Below are 25,866 nucleotides of genomic sequence, written 5' to 3' on the forward strand. Positions count from 1 at the left end.
GGTGTTAGGGCGCACACATGCATCGTCTCGGCGTGCTGTTCGGATTCTCGGCGCTGTGCATCGCGGCAGCGGTGTGGGGCTGCTCCGCGCTGGAGAGGCCTGAGTATTCGTTCGCCACTTGGCCCGACGCAGTTGCATCCGGGCAAACCGGCCACGGAAAGTGGATCCCTGCGGATATCCCACCTGCCGCCGTAAATATTCGCGCCACCTACGCGATTGATTCAGAGCACACACTCGTGGCCTTCGAGCTGCCGCTGGGCGCGCCGATCCGAGTGCCTTCTCGGTGCAAGCCTACGCCTGCAGCTTCGGTCGCGCTTACTGGGCGCCCTGCGACATGGTGGCCCGAGGAACTGAGCGGCCCCGGCCAGCCGGAAGCTGGCATGTCCTTATTTTCGTGCGGCGGCGGCCAGTACTATGCGCTAGCGGGCGGTCGCGGCTACTTCTGGCGGCTGTAGGTGCGCCCTAACAATTCGTCCAAGCCGACGCCGCTTCGCGGCGCGGCTTAACTCAGGTGTTAGGCCTCATGTTCAACCTCTTCGCAACGTGCGACGAAAGCCTGGGCCGCGCCGGCTGGCTTCTCATCCTCATGCTTGGAAGTGCTGTTGCGCTCGGGCTGGTACTTCCTGAGCTAGGAATTGCCACGGATTACGTTTTTGCGGGTGTCTGGCTTTTCAACTTGCTGCCTGCTTGGTACAACGCAAAAGCAGCTCGAGCTCTCGGTAAGAGCCGGCTCACTTGGGGCCTCGTCTCGGAATTAGCTCCTATGGGTGCTCTGGGTGTGTGGGCTTGGCTGCATTCAGAAGATGCCTTGCATCAGCTGGCGCGCAGGCATGGTCAGCCCGACAATGAGGCCTAACAATTCGTCCAAGCCGAAACCGCTTCGCGGTTCGGCTTAACTCAGGTGTTAGGCCTCATACCGACATGCGCCGACTCCTCACCATCACACTCATCGTTGCCGTAGCAGCCTTACTGGGCGGCTGCAATGACATAAGCAGTAGTCACGCCACCCGTGCGGATGCAGTAGACATCATCGACCGCGGCTGGGTTCCGGCCGTGCTTCCCGATTCGTCTACGAACATCCGGGAGACACACAACCTGGACTTGAACGTCGGCCATGGCACATTCATGTTCGGAGCGACCGACGCAGCTTCTTTTAGGGCTAAGCTCACTCCGGCCCGAGCTCCTCGGACGCGGGACATCGAGGCCCGGGCCTCCCTTGAGAAGTCCGGTTATGTCTTCTATTCGTACGAGGATTTCGAGATCGCGGTGAACTGGAAGCACCGTAAAGGGAAATTCTGGCTGGGGCTCAACCGCTGAGGCGTAACTATTCGTCCAAGCCGACGCCGCTTCGCGGCGCGGCTTAACTCAGGTGTTAGCCCTTGAAATCACTCTTCTCGCTGCTTGTTGTGCTTCTCACGCTTACACCGGGCCTCGCAGGCGCCTGCTCGGTGAATCGGCCTCTATCGAAGTTCATTCCTTCACTAGGGGCATTTGAGAAGGCCCACGAGTTCTACATCGCACTAGACGTGCCTGCCCCGACCCTAAGAGTCAGATCGCTTGAGCGAGCGACGTCCACCGTGGGTGGCGACTGCAGACGCATGGCTTGGGTCTCTCTTGAGGTCTCTATTCCAGAAGGCTCGCGCTTTACCTTACGAGAGCTGGGCTTCGTGTTCCGGGCGCCAAACGGGCCCGCGCAAAGCCGGTTCTTGGCTTTCCCCAATTTCCCCATAGTTTCCTCCGAACTGACACCAGACGGGAAGGCAGCCATCTTCGCTTTCGCGCTTCATGATCCGCCCGAAGGCTGGGACCAGCCTTTTTCGCTTGAGCTTGAGGCATTTGCTATCAATGGCGGGCTTCAGGTCGGTCCAGCTACACGTATCCGTATTGGCCCGGTCAAGGGCTAACAATTCGTCCAAGCCGACACCGCTTCGCGGCGCGGCTTAACTCAGGTGTTAGGCCGCGCCAAACGGAACATTGATGTGAGCCCGCTCTTCGGCTGCATCAGCGGCGCTGGTTGCTCCACGCCTCGGCTGGTCAAGGGTGCTCCGAGGGCTCCCGGCGGCTCGGGTCCGGCAGCCGTGCACTGCTGTCGCCTCCGGACCGATCAGCCGCTACTCTTCCGCGAAAGGCCTGCAGCCACTTGGTTGTCGCTGCCTAACAATTCGTCCAAGCCGACACCGCTTCGTGGCTTCGTTGAAAGGTCCGGTCGCTCAGCCATCTGAGTTCCGGCTGCCCTTGCGCAGCGGCGCGGCTTAACTCAGGTGTTAGGGCGCTATGGACAGCCAACCTGTCTCGACAAAGCGAAAGCTGGCGCTGGCGGCGTGGCTCCTAGCACCCGTAGCGCTCGCAGTTGCCCTCGCGATTTCGATGGTGGAGGCCCGAGCCACATTTGGCGGCGGCGCGGAAGCGCTGTCGCTCCTCATCATGGCTGCCGCGTTACCGGGGCTGGCTGCCCTCCTGCTTACCCGACGCTGGTCGATCTCCGTAAGAATATTCCTCGCGCTTTGTTACCTTATCGTCGCAGGGGGCGTAGTGGTCTTGGCTGCACTGTTCTTGTCGTGCTCATGGACCGGTGCTTGCCTGTAGCGCCCTAACAATTCGTCCAAGCCGACGCCGCTTCGCGGCGCGGCTTAACTCAGGTGTTAGCCGTGCAGGAGAGTGCCGTGGAATTAGCAATATGCGAACTCGTCGAACTGGACGGAGATGACCTCTACGACCAGATGATCTGGATCGACTGGCGTAGCTTTGAGTCTGAGGTTATCGACTCGTTCTCAGAACGGCTCCCAGCCGAAGATCGTCTGGGGTACACCAACGAGGAAACTCCAACTGCAATCACTTACCGCGGGAAAGCCTACCGAAACCCGCTAACTTCTACTCCAAGTGACCGTTACGTCACAATATTCTCAATCGCCGAAATCCTAAAGCCCGAATACCACATCTACACGGAAAAAGAATCTTGTGACGGCGACACGCACGGGTTTTTTCTGTTCACAGATGCCGAGTTTTCCGAACTCTGCACAGAGCACGCAGCGTGGGTAAAGGATCGACTGAGGCCGTTGGCGCTCGGCATAGACGGATTCAGCGGGTTCAACATTCCTTACTTCGGCAATGAATCGCACGGCGACCCGGATCTGGCGCAAAAGTTCGAGCGGCTCCACACTAAGATGCACGCCCGCCACGAACGGCTGTTGAAAAAGATCACAGAGCAACTTGAAGGCAAACGGCCGTTCTGGAAGTTCTGGTGAGCGCGGGCACGGCTAACAATTCGTCCAAGCCGACGCCGCTTCGCGGCGCGGCTTAACTCAGGTGTTAGAGCCGTGCAGCAGTTTGGTCGCTATCTGACGTATTCACTGCTGGCCACCTTACTGGCTCTTCCAGCCGGGGCAGTGGCCGCTGGTCTTGCCGTCGGCCTCTTCGGGTTCTTCTCTGCGCCCGACAGTGCGCTGGGCCTCGCCCAGAACATCGGCATCGGTCTCTTCTCGGCCATTCCCGCTGTGCTGCTGGGTTTAGTGCCTGCCCTCGTCTGGGGAGCACCTGCTTACGCGGCTCTGGCAGCGCAAGGGCGCGAGAGCTTCCTTTCCGCCACCATCGTCGGCGCGCTACCTGGACTGCTTATCCTCCCCGCAGAGAGGCAGTTGGGCGTTCTGTTTATCCTTTTTGGCGTTCCTGTGGCCCTCTGCACACATGCGCTGGCCCGGAGGCGCGTCCGAGCCTTGCGTAACCACGGCTCTAACAATTCGTCCAAGCCGAAACCGCTTCGCGGTTCGGCTTAACTCAGGTGTTAGAGCCCGCATGCAGCATCGCCAGCTACTGTTTAGATCCGCCTTGGTATTCGCCGTGGTCGGGCCGCTTGTGGGCAACATCTGCGCTTGGGCATATCTCGTGCTCAACGATCCAAGCGGCGGCTCTTCCAGTCCCGCCGAGTACTTCAGTCCACTCATGCTACTGCTCGTCATGGGGAGCCTCGCAGTCGCTTACGTTGGCGGCGCCGTACCCGCCGCGCTATCTGGGGCCCTATTCGGCTGGTGCCTAGCGCGCTACCGGCTGTCCTACGTGTCATCAGCAGCCGTAGGTGCTGGTGCGGGTTTCGCATGCACGCTTGCAGCAACCTTTGTACTAGCTAGCTTCGAGGTCTCCGCCGTACAGTCCGCCACTGGCCTGGCGGTTATAGGGGCGTGCGCCGGCCTGGTGTCAGCGTGCGTGGTAAAGCACTCGGCGGGCTCTAACAATTCGTCCAAGCCGACGCCGCTTCGCGGCGCGGCTTAACTCAGGTGTTAGGCCTATGCACTCGGCATTCGCTGCGGCTGTAGTGCTAGTGGCGGCAGCCGCGCCAAGTGACGACCAACCGATGCCGAGGGCGGCTGCGCCGTTGGTTGCCGCGGTACATGCTGCGGCAGCTGCTCGTGACTCTGCGGCCCTGCGTTCACTCATGCCCCCAGACTTCGTCTCGAGCTTCGGCCCTGCCAGTAGCCCCGAGGAAGCCCTGGGCCTGTGGCGTTCGGATCCCGGCCAGCTGCAGCATCTGGCGCAGGCCACCGCGGGTGTTTGCCAGTTTCACCCTCCGGATTACATCGAGTGCCCGCGCAACGCCGGGACTGGTCACCGGGCCGGGTTCAGGCTCGTAGGTGGCAACTGGGTCTTCTCGTCTTTCGTGGCCGGCGATTAACGGGCAGCATAGGCCTAACAATTCGTCCAAGCCGACGCCGCTTCGCGGCGCGGCTTAACTCAGGTGTTAGCCGCATTGAAGACCTTCCTCGCGTTTGCAGTTGGCATACTTCTCGGCGCGCTGGCTTGCACACTCGCGTTTCAGTACCGCATGAACGCCGAGGATGCGGCCCTCGCTGACGCTGCTGCAGCTGAGGCGGTTGAGGCCGAGAGGGCGGTAGCGCGTCTCGACGCTATAGAACGGAACCATGACCTCGGCGGTACGTGGGCAGGCTCGCTGCGTTTGGTATCCCCTGGAGAACCAACGGTCAGTTCCAATCTTCAGCTCTGTCTGCTTCTGAATGGGCAGCAGCTGTCGAGGGTTTTAGTCCGAGAAGACGGCACTTGGCGCGAACTCAAGCCAGGTTCCTTCAGTACCGCGCGGCTGGGTCCAACAGCGGTGCTCTCCTCGGTCACTGCCGGGCAACCCAATGGCGGCAGCGAATGGGTGGAGGCGTGGGCGGTGACAGTGACGAGATCGGGGCCGAAGACGGCTAAGGTGGCCGTGTCGCGCCTGGTCAACAATCTGCAACTGTCCGCCCCATCAGAAGATACGCAGTTCACGTTCCAAGGGCAGGGAGAACTGAAACATGCGCAGGAATGCGGCTAACAACTCGTCCAAGCCGAAACCGCTTCGCGGTTCGGCTTAACTCAGGTGTTAGGCCGCATTGGAACAAGCCATGTTGTGTGCGGAAGGCGGGCTAGCGAGTAAGCGCGCCCCGGTTTGTCGCTCGGCTGCTCACGCTCTTTGCCCCGGATCGTTCACGGCGGCGGCTGCACTCGATGTCACTTCTTTCGGCTGTTGCAGGCCGCTCGGGTGCAGCCCTTCCGGTAAGTCCCGGCTCCAGGTGTGCTCGGCCCGGTCTTGAAGTAGTGTCTCGGCTGTCGGCCGTATGGTGGGTGGCTCGGGCCAGTTGCCCGAGCATTCTCACCAGTTCGGCCTAACAAGTCGTCCAAGCCGAACCCGCTTCGTGGCTGTAGGGCTCCAGATGGGTTCTCGGGCGGGTCGGCTTAACTCAGGTGTTAGGGCTCATGATGAAGCGGTTCGCAATCTTGTTGACGGCTCTCGTGACATCGGCAGTGGCTGCGTCTGAGTGTTTCCCGCCCCTGTCTATCCCGGACGCGCGCGCCGCAAGGTCTGCATTTGTATTTCAGGTCGTTTCGGCTGAGTACCGGCGCGGCGCCGGGTCGCCACTCGGAGACTTCGCACTTGCTGAGTTGCGGGTTGTAGACACGCTTCGCGGGCGGCCCGCATCCCACATGGCGTACTACCTAATGCCAGACTGCGGGCCGCGCATCGCCGTAGGCTCCTATTACGCGGCCTTCCTGCCGGAAACGTCTGGCGGCTTCGTGGGTAGCGCTGGCAACCTCGTGGTGATTGGCCTGACCTATTCGCCCGGAAGGAATCGCCCAGTTCTTGAAAATCTGCTGCGGGGCCAAGCAGTAAGTCAGAAGCTGTTGGATAGTTCCCAGGCGCTCCTTTCCCAGATCCCTCGTCCTCCCAACCCGTGTTCCTCTAGTGGATCGCGGCATGAGCCCTAACAATTCGTCCAAGCCGACTCCGCTTCGCGGCGCGGCTTAACTCAGGTGTTAGGCCCTTGCAGACAGATCTTGAGCGCTCCGAGTCTCCAACTGGCGCCTTCGTCGTCGAGGCGGAACCTTGGGAGGCGCGCAATTCGCTGTGGGTCTATCGCCCTCGCGTGGTCGGCCGAGCCGACGGGGATGTCCTCTGGGCACCTGCAGACAGCAACTGGTCGTTGGACGGAGCGACTTGGCGCTCTTCCACGACCGTGGATCTGGCTCTCCGCAAGTTTCCAGGCAATCACCGTCCGCCCGGCGTCTCCGTTACCCTCGACTGCGACGCGAGAACCGCTCAGGTAGGTGAGGCGGTTTGCTCGTTTGCGGACCTTGAGGGCACCCTAGAGGCGGCCCTAGCCACCCGGCCAAGGGCCTAACAGTTCGTCCAAGCCGACGCCGCTTCGCGGCGCGGCTTAACTCAGGTGTTAGGCGGGCAGCAATCGCCGTCCTGGTCGGTGGTGTGCTGCGCAGCTTCGGACCGCCGTCGCACCGAGGCAAAGGCACCACGGCTTATGTCGTAGCGCCGGTAGTTCCGTTCGGGACAGCTGGCTGCCTTCGGCCGCATCGGGTCCTCCGCTCTTTCGGTTCGCGCCCCGGCTAGTCTTCCGGGCGTTACTCTGTAACGCACTGTCGCCTGGTGCCGGGCGCTTGTCGGGCACGGCCGCCGAGCTGACCGCCTCCGGATGCCACGGACCGGTAAGATCGCCTCGTTGCTGTGAGCGTCCGGCGCGACCTCTAGCTTTCTTCCTGGCCAGCGAGTGTCGAGGTGCTTCGGACTCTTTCGGGCCTAACAACGCGTCCAAGCCGACCCCGCTTCGCGGGTCGGCTTAACTTGGGTGTTAGGCCGCTTGGGAGGCCTCCGTGTGGATCCGGAAATCATCCTCAGCGTGGTCGGGCTAGCGTCGTTATTGCTCGTGATGGTCGGCTGTTGGACACTCCATCGACGCCTGCGCACTCGAGCCACGACGGGACTTATCGTGTCAGTGGTAGGCCTGCTCGCGTGGCTGCCGCTATCTCAGATCGTTGAGTACCTGGTAATGCGGCAGGTAAGCCTTGGCCGCGACTCGTCTGCCTGGAACTGGATACTCGTCGTCACTGACCTTTTTGCGCCCATTGTCCTGCTGTTCGGCGCCTCACTAAGCTTCTGGCTGGCGGTTCGCAGCGTCGAGCCGCGGCCGCGGCCTAACAATTCGTCCAAGCCGACGCCGCTTCGCGGCGCGGCTTAACTCAGGTGTTAGGAGTCAAATTGAGAACGTCGCGATTCCAACGTGAAATTGATGCTCTGGTGGGCTCTGGAGAGGCCAAGACGATCGAGCACGCGGTTGAAATCATTAGAGATCGGTGGCTTGCTTCCGGCGAATACTACGAACTCGTAGCTGCAATCATTGGGAATTGGACTTCCGGCAACTGCATTCCGTTCATTCTGCCTGTGTCGAGAGAATTACTTGAAAGAGGCGAACTCTATCTGCACCATCAGCTCTGGGCCAGATCAATCAAGCGGCAGGTGAGCACGCTTTTCCGCGAATACTCTCACTTACGCAAGCTGCGGCTAAGTTTTGAAGACCTCGTATTGACTGACACATCCGGCTTTGATGAGTTCGACTGGCAGTGCTACAGCGACAAACACGTTGCATCTGCTTTCCTCCTCAACCGCCTTTTGGCGGATCTGAGCACATGGAAAACTGAGCTTGAACGTTTCAGCATGGACACGCGAGAGGTCGAGCAGATAGGGGATAGCCTGAGGCTACTCAAACAGCCGAAGATCGAGATTGGTCGGTTGACTGGTGAATTAACACCCCAAGTGCAACACCGGGCGTAGTTCTTCGTATCGCTCGATCGGTGTCTTGTAGCCATAGCGCTTCCGGGGTCTTGAGTTGAGTTTATGTGCGATGGCATCGCAGTGATGCTGTCGGGCGCTGGCCAGGCTTCGGCGCTTAGGAAAGTACTGTCGAAGCAGGCCGTTGAAGTTTTCGTTGCTGCCCCGTTGCCAAGGTCGGTGCGGGTAGGCGAAAAAGCAGCGGATGCCTGTTGCCTGTTCCAGCTCGCGGTAACCATGGAACGCGGTGCCGTTGTCCCATGTGATCGTCTTGAACGGCAGACCGCTTTCACGAACGAGCTTCAGCGTTGCGCGGTTCACCGCCGTCACCGTTCGCTGCGGCAGCTTTGCCACCAGGGCGATGCCGGTGCTGCGCTCGACGAGAGTCAGCAGGCAGTCGCGCTCATCGACGGCGCCCATGACCGTGTCGCCTTCCCAATGCCCGGGTTCGCTGCGTGTCTCGATGATTTCCGGGCGGGTGTCGATCATCGGCTTTCCCTGCAGACGGCCGCGCTTTTCCACGCCGAACGTCCGCTTGCGCCGCCTCTTCCGGCCTTGTCGCAGCGACGCGCGCAGGCTGCCACCGCGACGCTGGTCTTCCCGGACGTGGCGGTAGATGGTCATGTGGCTGATGCGCGCCAAATCGTTCAGCGCGAGCCAGCGGGCGATCTGCTCCGGGCTCCACTGCTCTTCGGACAGCAGGCCTTCGATCGCCTCGTAGACGGACACGTCGTGCTGCCTGACTCGCCTCGATCTTCGGCGTCGGCCGTTCGTGCGCTCCTGGGCCTTGCTGGGTCGGTAGGCACCGTCGGTCGCATGGCAGGCGTTGCGTCGGATCTCACGGCTGATCGTGCTGGGACTTCGGCCCAACAAGCCGGCGATCGAGCGTCCGGACATGCCTTGTCGCTTCAGAACGCCCACGGTGTATCGTTCCTGCTCGGTGAGCTGGCTGTACAGAAGGGATCTCCTCTTGCCCGAGTGATCTCCTTCAGTCTGCCGGCTCACCGTCCCAGATTTAGGTGCCGCGGGTGTTGCACTTACTTTGTTAACCCGCCGGGCCTAACAATTCGTCCAAGCCGACGCCGCTTCGCGGCGCGGCTTAACTCACGTGTTAGGCGCTCGCCGAGCGACACGGGAGCCGCGCGGTCGCACTGTACACAATGGACCGCCCCGCACGGTCCGCAACAGCGCCGCCCCGACAAACAGCACGCGCCCACGTCTGCCGAGCGCACCCGTCCGTCTGCATGCTGCAGGTGGTTCTGGCATGCTGCTTCAACACTGACAGGAGGTCACATGGAAACTGCCACGGAAGTGACATCGTCCACGCTTGCGGAGGTACCAGCCGCGTCGCTCTGGGAGAAGGTACGGGGGCACGCGATCACGCGCCTCGTGCTGGGTGCGGCGATGCCGTTCGCGATCCAGATAGCCGTTATGGCCGCCCTGCACGGGTCAATGGCGATTCCGGCGTTCGCTCAGTGGATAAACGCGTCCTCGCGCGTGTCGGACGTGCCGCTGCCAATCGTCGTGATTTCCGGTCTTGCAGTGGCGTTGCTGGCGATTCCTGCATACCGTCTGCTCGTGCGCTGGACGGAGCGCCGCGAGGCGACCGAGCTCGGTGTCGCGGGCGCCGGTCGTGGGCTTCTTTTCGGCGTGGGGATAGGCGCGGGCCTCATGGTCGTCGTCGTCGGCCTGCTGTGGGCGCTCGGCAGTTACCGTGTGATCGGTTCGAACCCGGCGAGCGTGATGCTCGCACCGCTGATGATCGCTATCTCGTCAGGGGTCGCCGAGGAGATACTGCTGCGCGGCGTGGTGTTCCGCATCATCGAGCAATCGCTGGGTTCGGTCCTGGCCCTGCTGGCATCGGCCTTGCTGTTCGGCTTTGGGCACATGGGCAATCCGGGGGCGACCGTGTGGTCGTCGCTTGCGATCGCGGTCGAGGCCGGTCTTCTGCTTGCCGCGCTTTACATGCTGACCAGGAGCCTGTGGGCGTCGATTGGCGCGCACTTCGCGTGGAACCTGATGCTCGGCGGGGTGTTCGGTATCCCGGTGTCCGGCCTGCAGATGGACGGCTGGCTGCGTTCGACCGTCAGTGGACCAGAGTGGCTCACCGGAGGAGCATTCGGTGTCGAGGCTTCGGTACCTACGCTCGTGCTCGCTACCACGGTTGCGGTCGCGTTGTTGATGCGTGCGAAACGAGCCGGGAACTTCGTGCCGTTTCGTTGGCGTCTGGGCGGCGCCCGTCGACAACGCCTACAGGCGGGCTGACCAGGCGCGCTGCCGCGCGGTCCGGGTGCGCGTCAGACGGGCGCGCAGGGGCTGCGTGCAGCGGCCTGGGCGCTTGGCACAACCGCCGTTCGGGCTCCGGCCGATCTCACCGGACGTGAAGTGCAAGCCGCTGCGCAAGCTCGTCAAGGGTCGTGGCTTCGTGGTCGACAACCCGGCCCGCCAGTTGCACGGATGCGCCCGCAGTGGTGTCGGAGCCCCGTCGATCAGACCAAGCCCGCCAGCGGTGAACCAAGGCGAGCGCATGTCCGCTTTGGGTCGACAGCGGACATCGGCTCTGCCTCGCTATCCGAAGTCCGCTTTCGGCCAGGAGCGGACGCCGCAACCTGCTCCGACTACTGCCGCGGCGGCCAAGCACCTGGGGCTCCACCGCGGGGAATCACCTCAGAACCGGCCGGACCCGCCATCGGCCGGAACGCGCGTGCTCGCCGGGGTCCATGTTCTGCTCCGCGATGAACTCCCGCAGTCCCTGCGCGCTCGACTCGCATGGCTCACCGCGTCCATGTGCACGCCGACCACGACGGCATCCAAGGCGATGCGCCGCGCACGCACGAAGTTCTCCTTGCCCGTGATGATCGCGCCATCGGTACCGAGAATCAGCGCGTAGCCCGCTGAGAACGACCACGTCGGGGCGATGCTGTTGGACGGCCGCTTCTACCTCGGGGCGGCAAATGGTGTCGCGCGCGCCGGAGACCGTCTCGTGACCCGGGCACTCGAACACAATGCCGGACACCGCGCCCAGGGCCGCGCCGAGCTTCGCCATGTGCGCGCGTGCCGTGCTGGCGCGGGCGCGGATCAGGCGGGTGCCGTTGAACGTGGTGTCCGCCGCGATGATGCACGCTTCGGCGAAGCCCGCCGTGCGATCGGCGGCGGCGTCCTGCGCGCTCCGCCCGAGTGGGGTATGCTCCGTCCGATCCTAGGGACAGGATCGCGACCGATAGGGAGAGTCGGCCATGCCTACGAACGAAGGCGTCGTCCGCGAGTACGCGGCTGAAGTCGCCAAGCAGCACGAGGCCGAAGAGGCCATCCAAGCCGACCGATGGACTGCCCACTGGTGGGACGTGCCCAACGACGCTTGTCGCAGTGCACTTTTCACAAATCAGGCAGATCTAGCCGAGAGCGGAGTCCCGCAGAGCAACGAGCACTGGATCATGGCCGGACGATCGGGATCCAAGCCGCGTGTATACCGGCGCGCAGCGTGTGCCTTCGAATGTGGAGAAGCGGAGTGTTCCCGGCGATCGCGGGCCCCGGCGGCACTCCTACGCGAGCGCGTGGCGTTCTTGCTGAGTTCCTCCTCGATCGTCCCGCCAGCAACGTCACGCGCGGCGATGCTTTCCAGTGCCGCGACAACCGGAGCAGCCGAGTCACGAGGGCTCCCCATCCGCAGTGCATCGCTTCTCCGTTGCCCAGGACAGGCTCCACACATCCGGCGCGGATAGAACGCCTCGTTCGCGCTTGATGCGTGCGAGCCGCATGCGAGCGCACATCTTCAACGATTTTGCGCACCGGGGAACATTGGCCAAAGTGCGAGCCCGCAAAGGGCGCAGCTGTAGGCCAGCACGGTGTACATCTCGGGAACTCTGCAGACCAGGTGTCGAGTCACATTTTTCCGCTTGGCTACCCCGTCGCCAAGCGAGGTTCATGACGCTCCGTTAGGCACTTCGCTCAACTATTGACCCATGTTTTCGCCTCGCGCGAAATTTTAAAGGACGGGTTCACGTTTCATCGTGCAGCACAGGAGTGTTGGGAATGAAGGGGAATGGAATATGAGCGTTTTCGCGTCAAGGAAAACGGCTGGAGCACTGTTGTTATTGGCCCTGTTCGGGCCGGGAATCGCGGAAGCGCAGGCACCGCTGCCCGCGAAAGTCGTTGCTGCCGGCGAGCTTCCGGGCAGTGTAGGCTACGTCACGGTTAAGAGGTCGCCGAACGACGTCATCGACGCGAACGTCGGCCGGTGGGATACGCCGTATCCGTACCCAGACACGGGTGAGCGGGCACCGGGTTTACAGCCGACCGGTTTCAGCACGTTTTATGTCGACATTGATGTAAACGATGGGGGCACTGCAGTCCTCTCGTACCTCATGCAGACGTACGACGCGGGGGTATGGGACTGGTACGACATCTACATGCAGACGCCTGACGGCGAAGTTCAGCTCGTGACGCGACTCGGAAAGCCGGGCAGACAGTACGGCACGTATTGGACGAGCCCGCGCGTATCGTTGTCTCAGTCCCTGAACAAATGGCGGAATCAGCGTGTCAGGTTTGTCTTTCGGGTCCAGCAAGATGGCTGGGGTGACCAGACCCAGGGGCAAGTGATCGGATTCAGCCTGTCCAATTGCCCGGTGCCGCCCCTGTCTCCCATCACGGACCCGGCTGCGATCAGCTTTGAGAGCGGCAACAGGATCGTGATCGACAGGCTGGTGCCCGCGGCCCAGACCGGCTTGGCGTGCATGAAGCAAGCTGTGGCTCAGTTGGGCGGAAGCTGGTCCTTGAGCTCGGCGTATCGCCCGCCGAGCTACCAGACCCACCTGAGAGAGGTGTGGGACCGCTGGAAGCTCCTCCGCAACAACACCAACGCCGAGTGCTCGGCACTGAAAAGCCAAGTGCGAAGCGAATTCCAGGGTCATAGCCTGCTTGTGAGTCAGCGACCGGCTGCCGGCAACCCCAACGCGCCGCATGCGAGAGGAATCGCCTTCGACGTCAGCATTCGCGGGTTGCCCGCAGGCCATACGGTCGATACGGTGGCGGCGAGCTGCAATATGTACCGACCGTGGCCCGTCAACGATCCGCCCCACTATCACCCGCGGTAACAGACGAGGAATGCACCAATGCGAAAGAGACTGAAAGTTTGTGCGCTTCTCGCCCTGCTCGGCTCGCTGCTGGGCGCGGGGATGGGCGTAGCCGCGCAACGCGATCGGGATGCCGCCGAAGTTCACGTGTACAAGGAGGTCACGCCGGACAAGATCCGGTACATCTACGTCGTCACCAATAACGGTGACTCGCCGATCACAGGGCTTGAAGTCGGGTTCGACCATTACATCGGAGAGCCGACACTGGAGGGCGACCATCCTCAAAGGCTGCTTGCGCCGCGTGGCTGGGTATCTACCGTGACGCCACTCGAAGAGAGCGATATGTACAGCGTGGCCTGGGAGGTCGAGAGTCCGGCAGCTGCTATCCAACCGGGGCAAATGAGGGTTGGCTTCATCATTGAAACCGAGTCGGATCGTGCACCGCTGACGTCCACCAACTGGACGGTAACGATTGACGGGCCGATGACGACGGCCTCTGAGAAGCTGGTGCATATTCAAGGTCCCGCTCCAAACGTTGACACTTTGCCGCCCACGATCGTGGCCCGGGCGACACCGGAAACGATCTGGCCGCCCAACGGCAAAATGCGCCCGATCCTTATCGAGCTTGAAGCATCGGACGAAACAGATCCGAGCCCGATCGTGCGCCTTGTCTCCGTGGAGTGCGCAGAGTGCTCGCCCGGCGACATTGCCGAAGCCGTCATTGGCGAGGATGACAGGGAGTTCAAGGTTCGAGCTATGCGGTTGGGCAGCAACAAGGTGGGTCGGGTCTACAGAGCCACTTATGTAGCCGTCGATCAATCCGGGAATTGGGCAGAGGCAGCAGCAGAGATTGTGGTGCCCCACGATCAGCGGAAGTAGTGCGCTTCAGGCACATTTAGAACAAAAGAAGAAGGCGCCTTTGGCGCCCTCTTCTTTTCAGTACATAACGATAGCTCCCCAATGCAGCTGGGCTCAGGCTCGCGCTGGATCGCTATGGCCGGCTACGGCGAGTCGATCATCCCCTCGCTAGGCAAAGAAACCCGTGCGTGCAGAAAGCTATTCGCCCGCACATGCCGCACATGCCGCACATTCGCTTCCTTGCCATCACCGCCCCTCCTGAGTGGACCGGCAGGATCGGATCGGCTTGTCTCTCAGGCTGCGACACCGGCCGACCTGTCAACGCCGGCCCTTTGACTCAGCTGGAAGCGGGCATGTCGGCTTTCGGCCAGAAGCGGACCTTCCTGAAAAATCGGGCGCGTGTTGTCTTGCCCGTTCGCGTCGCTGCGCATCCGTGCTGGAGCGATCGCGCGCTACGGAACGCTAGTAGCGGGGCTGGCGTTGAAAAGCGTTGCACATGCCGCGGGCGGCCGCAGTAGTCGCAAGACTATCGCGCACCGGGCACAGCCTAGTTGCCGCCAGGCACGACGGAAGCCAGCCTCGTGCCGGCTCTGCGCTGGCGACCAGATGACCTCACTTCGAGTCTGGTTGTCGGTCGTGCCCGGGCTCGACCTGCTCCCATCGATGTCCCATTAGTTCGGCGAACGCCGACGCCGCACCGATCCACTGCCCTCTAAGCGCGCGGTACTTCTCCTCAGCCTCACTCTGATCTCCCACGAGTTGCGCGCCAGCGTCTTCAAGCTGCCTACAAGCCAGCCTGAAGTGCGACCGGTCGGCCGGGTCCGGCCCATTCAGTGCCTGCCGATCGAGTGGCGATTGGCCTGCCTGCCGCAGCAAATCAATGCCCCCACCCCACAGCATGCTTGCATCAGCGGCTAGTTCGTTCTCGCGTTCGGACGCTGCCAGGACGCTTCGCGCCAAGGTCAGCGGCTGAAGGACGAGGACAGCCATCCTGGCCATGGAGTAGCGGGGGTCGCGCATGCGGAAGTAGTGCAGCACGGGATAGGAATGATGGGACTCGAGCAGCCCTAGTACCTCAAGCCCGACGTCCATGAAGCCGCCCTTGCCTCCGGTCAGCCAGCCGCTGCGCTCGACTCGAATCAGGAGCTGTACCGCATCGCCCGTTGCGCCGGACAAATGGTGCAGCATCTGCGCTAGCGTATTACGCCTGACAAGGGAGGAGTACACGGCCATAAAGTACGTGACCGCAAGCGTAATGATCGAAAACCCAACCAAGGATTTGACCACCATCAGCAGGCGGTAGGCTGCCGTGCGGGGGACAAGATCGCCAGTACCTAGCGTGGTCAGCGAATATCCTGCGTAGTACACCGCACTCCACCAGTCGGTGGGTGTCGGCCCGCTGCTCTTGACGATCGCATCGCCCAGCGCCGGCCACACGAGCAGCGAAAAGCCGACGAGCAACAGCAGGAACCACATCGCAACGGTGAGCAGCATCATCACCGGGCCGGAAAACGACAGCACAGCCTCTCGGCGCTCGCCCGCGAGTCCGCCCACAAACCGGAGCAGACGCCACGTTGCGCGGTAAAGCCGGGGCGTTAGTAAACCCACACCTGCACGGCTGTACAGGACTGTCAGGAACACGTCGAGCAGTGCCAGCCCGACCAGCACTCCGCCTAGACCAATGGCAAAACCGTCGACCATGCTGGATATCTCTTTGACGGCTTTTGGCCGGCGGGCAGGGAATTTAGCGTGCCAAGCTCGCGCGGCACTCGCGCGAGGCAGTCATTAAAAAGCCCCGGCATAGCCGGGGCATTAGCCGTGGAACCTGGCCGAGGTGTGCGCTAGGGTTGGGCCCTGTACCGCGGCCAACACGCGGCGGTTGTTATTTTTGCTGATCGGCTCGATCAGAAGAACCACTGCAGGCCGAACCGGAACGAGCGCCCCGCGGCCGGGTATAGGTAGGTCTGGCGCGCGAACCCGCCCTCCAGGGTCTGGTAATCGAAGGTATAGCCGGTCGATGCGTAGCGCTCATCGAACAGGTTGGCAGCTTCGAGAAAGAGCAGCACGTCGTCGAAGCGATAACCTACCCGGGCGTCGACGACGGTGACGTTGTCGAGGCGCTCGGTGTTCGCATCGTCTAGATACGCCCCGCCGACGTACCGGGCCACCGCGCTCGCGGTTAGTCCCCGCGCGCGGCCGTAGCGCCAGCCGATGTTCGCGGTGTCGAGCGGGATTGCCTTGACCTGCAGACCGGTTTCCGCGTTCTCGACGTCCTGCCGCGTGTAGTTGGTAAACACGGTCGAGGCACCCCACCGGGCTTCCACGCCGGCTTCCACGCCAGTGTGCAGGCTGCGGCCGATATTGCCGTAGCGGAAGATTGCAAGGTCCAGGTCGATCTCGTTGCGCAGCTCGATCCGGTAAGCGGCCAGCGAAACAGCGATGGAGCCCTCCTCCCCGGGGCCGCCGAAGGGCATGCGGTGATTCAAGCCGACCTCGAAACCGGTGCCGACCTGCGGCTCGAGGCCGGGGTTGGACAGGGTGATGTCGCCGAACGGCGTCGGGATCGGGCGCGGGTCGAACAACTGCACCAATGTGGGCGCGCGGAATTCGCGCGAGACAGCCGCGTACGCCGAGCCAGCCGCATGCGCAGTGTCGAGATATTGCCAGCTCAGGCCGGTGCGCCCGCTCCAGGCGGAGAGCGCGTCGTCGGCTCCGTCCGGACTGCCGTCGATGCTCGAGTTGTCGACCAGCCGATCGCCGCGTACGCCTACCAGCAGGCGCACGTCCGGCGTCAGCCACCAGTCGCGCTGTGCGAACAAGGCCAGCGCGCTGCGCGTGACTTCGCCCTCGACCAGCGGCGTTAGCGCCGGCGCCGCACCCGTACCGTCGTACACGGATGCCGGGCCGCGCAGCAGCAGCGCATAGTCCGAGTCCAGCCACGTCCGACCCACCTCCGCTCCCAGCAGCCAGTTGCCTTTGAATCGCCCGCCGGCGTCACGGGTCCATTGCGTGACCAGCTCGATCTCGCGGCTGGTCAGGTCGTTGCGCTGGGTATCCGCGAAATATGGCGCCAGCGGCAGCGTCCGCACGGTTTCCGCGTCGCGATATGTGGCCGTTACCAGAGTCTGGATCGTCTGTCCGGGCGCAGGCTGCCAGGCGACGTCGAGGGTGCCGGAGTACCGATCCTCGTCCTCGGCGTCGAAGCGGTAGAACACATCGCTAGCCGCGGGGTCGATCACCGCGACGTCCGCAGGCAGTGCGCCCGGCAACTTCGCCTCCGCCGAGTAGGAGGACGTTCGCAGGTAAGCTCGGCCGCCGCTCCACTCCGCGAGTTCGGAAACCGAACCCGTGGTCAACGCGCGTCGCGCCGAGTGGTCGCGGAAACCGTCCGTTTCTTCGTAGGCGGCGTATTGGCGACTGAGGAACGAGTCACGGTCGCCGAGTGAGAGCCGGGCCGAACGCTGCCCGAAGCTGCCCACTTCAGCCCCGATCAGCGACCAGTCGCCGTCGCGCGTGATGATGTTGATGACGCCGCCCACCGCCGCGTCGCCGTACTGGGCGGAGCTCGCGCCGCGGACGACCTCGACGCGTTCAATGGCTTCCAGCGGCACCGCGTCCCAGACCACGACGCCGGATTCCGAGCGGTTGATGGGGATTCCGTCGACGAGAATCTGCAGGTAGCCGTTCTCGCCACCGCCGTAGAAGCCACGCGTGATGGGCACCGGGCGTCCTGAACTGCCTCCGAGGCTCACGAAGCTCATCCCCGGCATGCTTGCCAGTGCCTCGGCGAGGTCGCCGGCCGGCAGGCTGCGCAGCACGTCGCCTTCGATGACCTGGACCGCGGTGGGCGAAGCCGACAGCGGGGTCGCGATGCGATCGGCGGTGACCACTACCGCGTCCAGCGTTTCGGCCGTGAGCTCATCAGCCGGAGCTGGCAGGGAGAGGGCCGCCACCACGAGCGATGCGCAGCCCGCGGCAGTACCGGCTGCTCGCCTCGGGTGGCGGAGTGCCTGTCTTGTCATCACGGGTTCCGCTGGGAAATTCCAGGCGACGCTAGGTACCTGAACGTAGTCAGGTGGTGAAACCTGGATCCGAGCGATGGGCCGGCGCCGACCGCTGCGTCGCGTCCCAGCGTCGCGCTTGAGGGCTCCCGGCGCACAACTTTTCGCCACGAAGCGCAAAGAGTGCGATCACGATCGGTTCACCGCGCCGGATTAAGGATGGATACAGCACCCATCTGAAGCGTGCCGGCGCGGGAGCCCAAACCGTTCGCGCTGCCGGCGCGTGAGATCGAAGGAGATCGACATGCGAGCCCAATCCCGCGTGCTGTCGCGCGCCCCTCTCGCCAGCGCCCTGGCGGTGCTTTTGTTCGCTGGCGCTGGATGCGTGGGGATGCAGCCGAATGACGACGACCCCGCGCAGCTGGGCTCGATCCCGGCAGCGGGGCCGTCCGGCGGCGGTGCAACGATGGAGGCGCAGACGAGCCCCAGTCCAGAGCCGCCCGACGGTTTCGACTACGTCGGGACGGATCAGTCGGCGCGCGTGCGCAATCCCGGTCAGCAGCCCGAGCACAGCGAGCCGCAGAGCCTCCCGGCGGATCCCTCTGCGATCAAAGTGCCGACCGGATATGCGGTCGAGGTCGTAGCGCAGGGGCTCGATTACCCGACCGACATCACCTTCGGACCCAAAGGCGAGATCTACGTTGCCGAAGCCGGCGGGCACACGTACGGAACCGCGCCGCCGAACGCGCCGGAAGCCCGTCTTCTGCAGATCATGCCCGGCGGCGCGCATCGCGTCGTGTATGACAAGACCGTACCGCTCGACGTGCTGCGAAAGGTCGAATTCGGCCAGCCGGTCCCGGCCGAAGGCATCGTCCCGCCGTTTACCGGCGTGACGTTCAATCCTGCGGACGGGCTGCTCTATCTCGCCAGCCGGCAGCGCTACGCGACGCTCAACCCGCAGACCGGTGAGTGGCGCACGATCATTGACGGGCTGCCATCCTGGGGCGAGTTCCTGAACACGAAACCGGTGTTCGATCGGGAAGGAAAGATGTGGTTCGTCCAGTCTTCCCAGGGAAACAGCGGCACGGTCGAGACACACTGGATCAAGCTGGTCGACATCTTCAACAAGCCCGACGCGCACGAAGTCCCCTGCGAGGACATCACCGTCACCGGCGTCGATTACTTCGTAAAGGATAAGCTCGAGCAGTATTTCCCGGGCAAGGACAAGATCCGGGCCGAGGTGTATGCCCCGCTCGGGGTGGACACCACCGCTGGCCAGGTGCTGCCAGGCAAGTTCTGGTGCAACGGCGCGGTGTATCGCGTGAATGCGGACGGGACCGGCGCCGAACGGATCGCATGGGGCCTGCGTTCGGTATTCGGACTTGGCTTCAGCCCCTCGGGCCGGCTGATCGTCACCCAGAACAGCGCCAACATCATGAAGCCACGTCCGCTCTACGACGACTGGGAGACCATTCTCTCGATCGAGCCCGGGCGATGGTATGGCTGGCCGGATTACTACAGCGGTCTTCCGATCACCGACGAGCGCTTCCGGCGGCCAAACGATCCGGAGTGGAAGGGCAATCCGGAAAACCATGCATTTGCGCTCACCGAGGGAACCCGGAAGCGCTTGCTGAAAGGCGGGCAGCCGCCGCAGCCGCTGGTCCGTATTCAGCCACATGCGGCAACTCAGGGCTTCAGCTTCGGCCGCCCTGAGTGGGGAATGGACGGAGAAAACGAGCTGCTCGTTGCCGAATGGGGGGCCATCATTCCCTACTACAAGGACCCCGAAGCCTGGCCCGGCTTTCGTGTTTCGCGTGTCAACCTGCAAACGGGAGAGACCGAGCCATTCCTCATCAACAAATGCGGGAAGCCGGCCTGGATCAAGGGTTGTGGAGCTGGGCTACGTCGCCCGATCACCACTGCCTGGGGGCCCGATGGCGCGCTGTATGTCGTCGACTTCGGTGTCGTCCAGTTCACTCCCAAGGGAATGAACGCGCGGCCCGACACGGGCGTGATCTGGAAAGTCGTGCGTCGGCCATAGGGAGAAAAAGAGGGGTAAACCGTCTCGACGTTCTCGGAGGCTCCTTACCTTGAGAGGACGGCGCCATGGGCAAAGCAAGCCAGTATTCGCCTGAAGTCCGGAAGCGTGCGGTGCGGATGGCGCTGGAGCACCAGCTTCAGCACAGCTCACAGTGGGCGGCGAGCGGATCGATCAACGCCGAGATCGGCTGCAAGCCAGAGAGATTGCGGTCGGGGGTCCACGCGCGCGCGCAGCCGCCTTGGCACTCAACTATTTTGCTACGCCCCAGACCTCTTCCAGCCGCTGATCCCGCCCGCAGTTCCAGCGGTAGAGCTTGTAGCGCTTCGGATTCTTGACGTAGTAATCCTGATGGTAATCCTCGGCCGGGTAGAACGTCGTTGCGGCGATGAGTTCAGTCGCAATGGGCTGGTCGAAGCGCCCCGATGTCTCCAGCTTGCGCTTGCTCGCCTCGGCCAGCTGCTTCTGCTCGGCATTGCCATAGAAGATCGCGCTGCGGTACTGAGGGCCGGCGTCGCAGAACTGACGGTTGACCGCGACCGGGTCGATGTTGCGCCAGAACACGTTGAGCAAGGTCTGGTAATCGACGTTGCGCGGGTCGTAACGCACCTGCACGGCTTCGATGTGGTCTGTGTTGCCGGAGGAGACCTGTTCGTAGGTCGCGGTGGCGGACTTGCCGCCGATGTAGCCCGACGTGGTCGAGATGACGCCGGGTAGCTTGTCGTACGGCGGCTCCACGCACCAGAAGCAGCCGCCGGCAAACACCGCAACCGCGGTGCCCGGCGCCGTCGATCTGGCGTTTTTCGAAGCCTGTGCGCCATTGCTTTGCGCGCAGGCGCCGAGCGTGGCGAGCATCAGTGCCGCGCCCAAGGCGGGCGCAAATCGAGGTAGGTTCCGCGCGGAGCGCAGCGCAGTTGTTTGCGTGTTCTTGAACATGATCAACCTCGCAATGCAGGGAGTGGTTCGCCCTGGGGGACGAAATTGAGCGCGACACCGTTGTTACACCAACGCTCGCGACGTGGCGGTGGACCGTCCTCGAAAATGTGGCCCTGATGGCCGCCGCAGCGCGCACAGTGATACTCGGTGCGCGGCAGGATCAGCTTGTAGTCGGTGCTGATGCCCATATGGCCAGCGATCGGTTGCGTAAAGCTCGGCCAGCCCGTGCCGCTGTCGAACTTGAACTCACTCAGAAAGAGCGGCAGGTAGCAGGCCGCGCAGATGAAAGTGCCCTCGCGCCATTCTTTATCCAGCGGACTGCTGCCGGCGAGCTCGGTTCCGTCTTCGAACAGCACCTCGAACGCGGCCGGGCTGACCTTGCTGCGCCAGAAGCTGTCCGGGTGGTCCAGTGACACGACGGCAGGCCCCGCGGCGCCCGCGGTCGTCACCGGGTCGACCGCGCGCGAGCAACCACTGAACAGCGACAGGGCAGCCACCGAGGCAAGACCCTGCAGAACATGACGGCGGTTCATTCGCGTGCCCTCTACGAGATTTGTCGATCTGACCGAGATACTGGCGCGATCGTTCCTACTGATCCCACCTTGCGCCTCCGTATCGTGTGCTTGCGGTGAGTGCGATTCAGCCTCACACGGGCTGGCGGCAGCGTCTAAGGCGCATCCATACGCAAGGCAGCACGCAAGCATTCGACGATGCGTGGCCGCTACCTGAGAGGTACCGACGGCCGCTGAGGCCGCTGCGTTCGAGCGTGGCGATTGCGCGGCGTCCGGCGTGCGACTGCCTGGCCAGACGCTACGCGACACGCCATCGGTACGAGGCGCAGACGAGTTTCGGATCGCGTCGGCACGCCGGAGCGGTTGCAGGGGTTTCCGCATCGAAGCGCTACCTCTTCGGGTCCTGACGCCTGTGTGCTCACGCGTCACTCAGCGCCCAAGGGCCTCAAAGAGAGGCGGCCGGCTCAACCGCGCGGCGCACTCTCGCTCGACGAGCAGACGGCGCAGGCCCTGAGCCCGGGAACGATCGCCAAGTTCCGGGTGGAGCTCGCCGCCGCAGTGGAACGGGCGTCAGTAATCCCGCGATGCGCCGAGTCGTGGCGGCCGGCCACTCGGCCGCGGGGCGCCTGCCTTGGCCCCGCTCTGTCGCCTCTGGTGCCGCTATGGCGCGTAAGGCCTCAACGTGGCGTCTGGCTGAAGGTCCTTTCAAGCTCGCCGCAATTCTCAAGCGTGGAAAGCGGGCGATCGAGCTCCTTTTTGACGTCGGGCTTGTGGGCGCGCATCGCCATTGCGAAGTCCCTGCGCGCCCCCGCTTTGTATCGCTCGTCAATGTCGACGTCGGACCGGCCACGCAGGTCGCATGCTGCGACGCGAATCACCGTGCCCGAGTGCCGCGGGCTCGGCGACGCTGCCCCAGAACGGCATGCTGCGGCGGTAGAACGCCTGGAGCGGTATACCGCGCAGTTCTCGATGGCCTGGACCTGAGTCCGCGTTGCAGCGGGAACTGTCGTCGTCACGACTTGTTGAGCTGCACGCCAAGAACCTGTGTCTATTTGGGGGGGGCAGGACATGAGCGTTGCACCGACACCCAGCGAGATCTTTAAGCGCGCATCTGGCGAAGGCCGCCGCCGGATCTGCCAGTCAGTGCTGGAGTTGACGGCAACGGGGTTCATTGCGGGTTTCACCATCGTGTTCGGTATTGCCGCGATGGGCATCGTGCATTCGGCGTTTCTGCCCGAAGGGCGCGAGGTGGCAAAGCTTGCGGGGGCCGCGGCGTTCGCGCTCGGCCTGGTGCTGTTGGTAGTCCAGCGGGCTGAGTTGTTCACCGAGAACTTCTTCGATCCACTTGCCTCCGTGTTTGACGATGGGCACGGGCGGCTGGCTGGCGGCGTGGCCCGCCTGTGGGTGCTGACGTTGCTGTTCAACGCGCTGGGCGGAGCCATCCTTGCATGGCTGGTCACGACAGACGGCGTGCTGCCGCATGGCGCCCGCGAGTCGCTCGCGAGCATTGCCGAGGAAATCGCGCGCCGCGGGCACTTGGCTGCATTCGTTTCGGCGATCATCGGGGGCGCGCTCGTGGCCTCGCTTTCCTACGCGTTGCTCGGGACCGACATGGTTTTCGGACGGATCCTGATGGCGTGGATCGTCGGTTTTCTGCTAGCGGCCGGGCCGTTCGACCATGTCGTGGTCACCGGGTTACACCTGGTCATCGGCGTTCTTGCAGGAGCCTCGATCGACGGCGTGCGGATACTCGAGATCGTGGGGATCGACGCACTGGGCAACCTCGTGGGTGGAGTCGGGCTGGTTACGCTCAGCCACGTGGCACAGGCGAAGGGCTGACATCGATGCGGGCACTGATTGCTGGGAAGCCAGACCTCTCGACGCGGCAAACGCTGCTAAGCGTCCGTCGTCGGCCGTGGGAACGCGCGGCTCGACTGAGCCGAACAGCCGTCGGCGCTCCAGCGCTACCCTGGTGACCTCTGCGCTGAAGCCCCGAAGGCGATGCGCAATCGCATCAACCTCGGCCGACACCTTTGCCTCGAGCTGGACCTTTCCGGCGTCGCCGATGATGCAGATCGACACCGAGCGCAGCGAGACATCCAAACCGGCGTAGTACGCCATCTCGTCTCTCCTGCCAGATCATAGTGCTCTGGATTTTTAGGGAGAGCCGACCTGATCCTGGCCCGCCCGATTACCGATGCTTTGGGTCGGAAGCGGACGTCGGCTGGTCACCGCCAGCAGGTGGTCATCGTCTAGCCCACCGCCGGCGCAACAGTACCAGCGCGCTTTCGAAAGGTTTGGATCACGGCCTCGCCGAGTGCCCACCGATGGTCGCAGACTACTGCGTCGTTTTTTTCGAGCGCGCGTGATCAGCAAGTAACAGAGCTAAAGCCGCCTGGTCCAGCGGCTTGGCAAAATGATCGTCAAACCCGGCCTGAATTGCCCGATCGCGATCCTCAGGTTGTCCGTACCCGGTCACGGCGACCAGAGTTAGCCGCCGCCAGATGGGATGCATGCGGATTGCTCGGGCAAGCTCATACCCGTCCATCTCGGGCATGCCCACATCAAGCAGGCAGATATCTGGCCTCTCCACGTCAATGCGCTTGAGTGCGTCGACCGGACGTCCCTCGATGACGGCGTGGTATCCCATCGCCTCGACCAGCATGCCAAGCATCTCGGCGGCGTCTTCGTTGTCGTCCACGATCAGGACCTTCAGGCGCTCACCCGCACGACCGTGCTGCTCGGCCGCGGGTGACAGGAGCGTTTTCGTGTCCTTGCCGCCCGCGGCCCGAGGCAGCGATACGCTGAAGCGACTGCCCTTGCCGATGCCTGGGCTCTCAGCACGAACGGTTCCTCCGTGCAGCCCAACTATGCTGCGCACAAGGGAGAGACCTATCCCCAGGCCGCCGCCAGCGCGCTCCGAAGTTCGCTCACCTTGAACAAATAGCTCGAAGCATTGCTTGAGGAACTCAGGCGACATGCCCGGGCCGGTGTCAGTCACCGAGACCTCGACCGTTTCCTGCTCCACGCGCATTGACACCGTGATGCTGCCACCCTCGGGCGTCTACTTAGCCGCATTGATGAGCAGGTTGCTAAACGTCTGCACCAGTCGTTTCTGATCGCCATCGACCAAAGCCGCCAGCGGCGGCGCGTCCAGAGTGAACTCATGCCCTCGCGCCTTAAGAAGGGGACGCACCTGCTCGATGGATTCGAGCAACACCTGATGAAGGTCGACCTCCGACAGGTTGAGGTTGACCTCGCCACGCGTCACCCTCGACACGTCGAGCAGATCGTCCACCAGGCCCGTCATGTGGCGCACCTGACGGGCAATGACCGCCCCGGTTTTCTTCACGCGCTCGGCGTCGCCGCTGACCATCTCCAGCAGGCTGGCGCCTGCAGCGATGGGTGCCAGCGGGTTGCGCAGCTCATGCGCCAACATCGCTAGAAACTCGTCCTTTCGCCGGCTTGCCTGAGCGAGTTCCTGCTCGACCAGCCGCGCCTGCGTGACGTCGCGAAATAGCAACCCCAGGCGCGTGCTGTTCTCGGCGCCGTAACGGAAGGCGAAGCAGTCGTACCACTTGCCTTGCGAAGCCAGCTCCTGTGTAAATCGGGAGCTGCGGCCCGTGCTCATCACCTGGCCGAATATCTCGATCCAGTTACGTTCGATGTCCGGAAAAACGTCCCTGACAGTGCCGCCGAGAGGGACTGTGGCGCCGAGTTGAGCCTCGAACGCTGGGTTGGTCGCAAGGTAACGGAAGTCGTAAGCGCGTCCTTCGTCATAGAGGGTCTCGAATACAACGAAGCCCTCGTCCATGGATTCCACCAGCGACTTGTCTGCAATCACCTTTTCCGTGGTTTCCGTGGCGACACAGAAAACACCCTGGACGCGTCCTGACTCGTCACGCAGAGGGGTGTAGGAGTACGTGAACCAGCCGATCGGGCGCGTTGGTCGCCCAGCAATCGGAATGGCCTGATCTTCGAAGTAAAGCGCCTTCCCGGCCATGACCTCTTCCATCAGAGGTCGAAAGTCTTCCCAGACCTCGCTCCAGACCACTCCGAACGGCTGGCCGAGCGCCCACTCCTGCTTCTCGCCCAGGATGGGGAGGCTGGCATCATTGAATAGGACGAGTAGGTCCGAGCCCCAGTACAGCAACACCGAGTGGGGATTGGCGAGCATGAGGTCTACGGCCGTTCTAACGCTCTGGGGCCAATGCTCGATCGGGCCGAGCGGGGTCGATCCCCAATCGAACTGCCGAATACGCGCACCCATTCTTCCGCCGTCTACAGGCCAGACCATCGTGTGCCCAGTGGGTGCTTTGGACCTGCCATCTTAGCGAGGCGACGTCGCCTC

The 25,866-nt window shown here is 63.1% G+C and carries 21 protein-coding genes and 2 pseudogenes; 15 read left to right on the top strand and 8 right to left on the bottom strand.

The genetic code is table 11. The annotated features are described in order from the left end of the window. Positions 1–17 precede the first annotated feature (17 nt). The 9 genes from ACFFGH_RS34550 (at position 18) to ACFFGH_RS32385 (ending at position 8,101) form a co-directional block, all read left to right on the top strand. Entirely contained in the window at positions 18–455 is a 438-nt protein-coding gene (locus tag ACFFGH_RS34550) for a YbbD-related protein (protein WP_512700307.1), read from the top strand. 68 nt (positions 456–523) lie between these two features. Then, positions 524–856: a hypothetical protein gene (locus ACFFGH_RS32350; protein ID WP_386676670.1), complete on the top strand. Its 333-nt coding sequence runs from the start codon at positions 524–526 to the stop codon at positions 854–856. Between the two features lie 65 nt (positions 857–921). After that, positions 922–1,317 (top strand): YbbD-related protein, encoded by a 396-nt coding sequence (locus ACFFGH_RS32355; protein ID WP_386676672.1) that lies wholly within the window; start codon positions 922–924, stop codon positions 1,315–1,317. A 281-nt stretch (positions 1,318–1,598) separates the two neighbouring features. Further along, positions 1,599–1,904, top strand: coding sequence for a hypothetical protein (locus ACFFGH_RS32360; RefSeq protein ID WP_386676674.1), 306 nt, complete (start codon positions 1,599–1,601; stop codon positions 1,902–1,904). Positions 1,905–2,648: 744 nt separating this feature from the next. Beyond that, positions 2,649–3,245: a hypothetical protein gene (locus ACFFGH_RS32365; RefSeq protein ID WP_386676676.1), complete on the top strand. Its 597-nt coding sequence runs from the start codon at positions 2,649–2,651 to the stop codon at positions 3,243–3,245. Between the two features lie 72 nt (positions 3,246–3,317). Continuing rightward, a complete protein-coding gene (locus ACFFGH_RS32370) occupies positions 3,318–3,773 on the top strand; it encodes a hypothetical protein (protein ID WP_386676678.1) in 456 nt (151 codons plus the stop codon). 968 nt (positions 3,774–4,741) lie between these two features. Then, positions 4,742–5,314, top strand: a complete 573-nt coding sequence (locus ACFFGH_RS32375) for a hypothetical protein (RefSeq protein ID WP_386676679.1) — start codon at positions 4,742–4,744, stop codon at positions 5,312–5,314. Positions 5,315–7,145: 1,831 nt separating this feature from the next. Further along, positions 7,146–7,508, top strand: a complete 363-nt coding sequence (locus ACFFGH_RS32380) for a hypothetical protein (RefSeq protein ID WP_386676681.1) — start codon at positions 7,146–7,148, stop codon at positions 7,506–7,508. A 20-nt stretch (positions 7,509–7,528) separates the two neighbouring features. Next, positions 7,529–8,101: a hypothetical protein gene (locus ACFFGH_RS32385; protein ID WP_386676682.1), complete on the top strand. Its 573-nt coding sequence runs from the start codon at positions 7,529–7,531 to the stop codon at positions 8,099–8,101. Here ACFFGH_RS32385 and ACFFGH_RS32390 read toward each other — a convergent pair. Continuing rightward, positions 8,072–9,055 (bottom strand): IS30 family transposase, encoded by a 984-nt coding sequence (locus ACFFGH_RS32390; protein ID WP_446686187.1) that lies wholly within the window; start codon positions 9,053–9,055, stop codon positions 8,072–8,074. The genes ACFFGH_RS32385 and ACFFGH_RS32390 overlap by 30 nt on opposite strands. Before the next feature lie 336 nt (positions 9,056–9,391). Here ACFFGH_RS32390 and ACFFGH_RS32395 point away from each other — a divergent pair, with 336 nt between their 5' ends. From ACFFGH_RS32395 to ACFFGH_RS32405, 3 genes are all read left to right on the top strand, one after another. Next, entirely contained in the window at positions 9,392–10,363 is a 972-nt protein-coding gene (locus ACFFGH_RS32395) for a CPBP family intramembrane glutamic endopeptidase (protein WP_386676686.1), read from the top strand. A gap of 1,784 nt (positions 10,364–12,147) precedes the next feature. Beyond that, positions 12,148–13,191, top strand: coding sequence for a hypothetical protein (locus ACFFGH_RS32400; RefSeq protein ID WP_386676688.1), 1,044 nt, complete (start codon positions 12,148–12,150; stop codon positions 13,189–13,191). A gap of 18 nt (positions 13,192–13,209) precedes the next feature. Further along, the gene (locus ACFFGH_RS32405; protein WP_386676690.1) at positions 13,210–14,049 is read left to right on the top strand and encodes a hypothetical protein; all 840 of its coding nucleotides are present in this window, start codon (positions 13,210–13,212) and stop codon (positions 14,047–14,049) included. A gap of 591 nt (positions 14,050–14,640) precedes the next feature. Here the strand turns inward: ACFFGH_RS32405 and ACFFGH_RS32410 are convergent. Together ACFFGH_RS32410 and ACFFGH_RS32415 are read right to left on the bottom strand one after the other, a co-directional pair. Then, entirely contained in the window at positions 14,641–15,729 is a 1,089-nt protein-coding gene (locus ACFFGH_RS32410) for a potassium channel family protein (RefSeq protein ID WP_386676692.1), read from the bottom strand. Between the two features lie 203 nt (positions 15,730–15,932). After that, a complete protein-coding gene (locus ACFFGH_RS32415; protein ID WP_386676694.1) occupies positions 15,933–18,050 on the bottom strand; it encodes a TonB-dependent receptor in 2,118 nt (705 codons plus the stop codon). Positions 18,051–18,333: 283 nt separating this feature from the next. Between ACFFGH_RS32415 and ACFFGH_RS32420 the strand changes: the two genes are divergently transcribed. Both ACFFGH_RS32420 and ACFFGH_RS32425 read left to right on the top strand, forming a co-directional pair. Continuing rightward, positions 18,334–20,070 (top strand): PQQ-dependent sugar dehydrogenase, encoded by a 1,737-nt coding sequence (locus tag ACFFGH_RS32420; RefSeq protein ID WP_386676696.1) that lies wholly within the window; start codon positions 18,334–18,336, stop codon positions 20,068–20,070. 65 nt (positions 20,071–20,135) lie between these two features. Then, positions 20,136–20,288: pseudogene (locus ACFFGH_RS32425) on the top strand (IS3 family transposase); the annotation flags it as partial. 31 nt (positions 20,289–20,319) lie between these two features. Here ACFFGH_RS32425 and msrA read toward each other — a convergent pair. Next, positions 20,320–21,003 (bottom strand): peptide-methionine (S)-S-oxide reductase MsrA, encoded by a 684-nt coding sequence (gene msrA, locus ACFFGH_RS32430; protein WP_386676698.1) that lies wholly within the window; start codon positions 21,001–21,003, stop codon positions 20,320–20,322. A gap of 2 nt (positions 21,004–21,005) precedes the next feature. Further along, positions 21,006–21,536, bottom strand: a complete 531-nt coding sequence (gene msrB / locus ACFFGH_RS32435; RefSeq protein WP_386676700.1) for a peptide-methionine (R)-S-oxide reductase MsrB — start codon at positions 21,534–21,536, stop codon at positions 21,006–21,008. A 1,047-nt stretch (positions 21,537–22,583) separates the two neighbouring features. Here msrB and ACFFGH_RS32440 point away from each other — a divergent pair. Then, positions 22,584–23,354 carry a formate/nitrite transporter family protein gene (locus tag ACFFGH_RS32440; RefSeq protein WP_386676702.1) on the top strand — a complete coding sequence of 257 codons (771 nt, stop codon included), beginning with the start codon at positions 22,584–22,586 and terminating at the stop codon, positions 23,352–23,354. A 499-nt stretch (positions 23,355–23,853) separates the two neighbouring features. On the opposite strand, the gene ACFFGH_RS32445 is transcribed toward ACFFGH_RS32440, so the two are convergent. From ACFFGH_RS32445 to ACFFGH_RS32455, 3 genes and pseudogenes are all read right to left on the bottom strand, one after another. Beyond that, on the bottom strand, positions 23,854–24,216 hold the full coding sequence (locus ACFFGH_RS32445; protein WP_386676778.1) for a response regulator: 363 nt from the start codon (positions 24,214–24,216) through the stop codon (positions 23,854–23,856). Positions 24,217–24,312: 96 nt separating this feature from the next. After that, positions 24,313–24,564, bottom strand: a pseudogene (locus ACFFGH_RS32450) (sensor histidine kinase); the annotation flags it as partial. Between the two features lie 15 nt (positions 24,565–24,579). Continuing rightward, positions 24,580–25,692 carry a sensor histidine kinase gene (locus ACFFGH_RS32455; RefSeq protein WP_386676704.1) on the bottom strand — a complete coding sequence of 371 codons (1,113 nt, stop codon included), beginning with the start codon at positions 25,690–25,692 and terminating at the stop codon, positions 24,580–24,582. Positions 25,693–25,866: the final 174 nt, after the last annotated feature.

It is taken from the genome of Lysobacter korlensis, assembly GCF_042434515.1.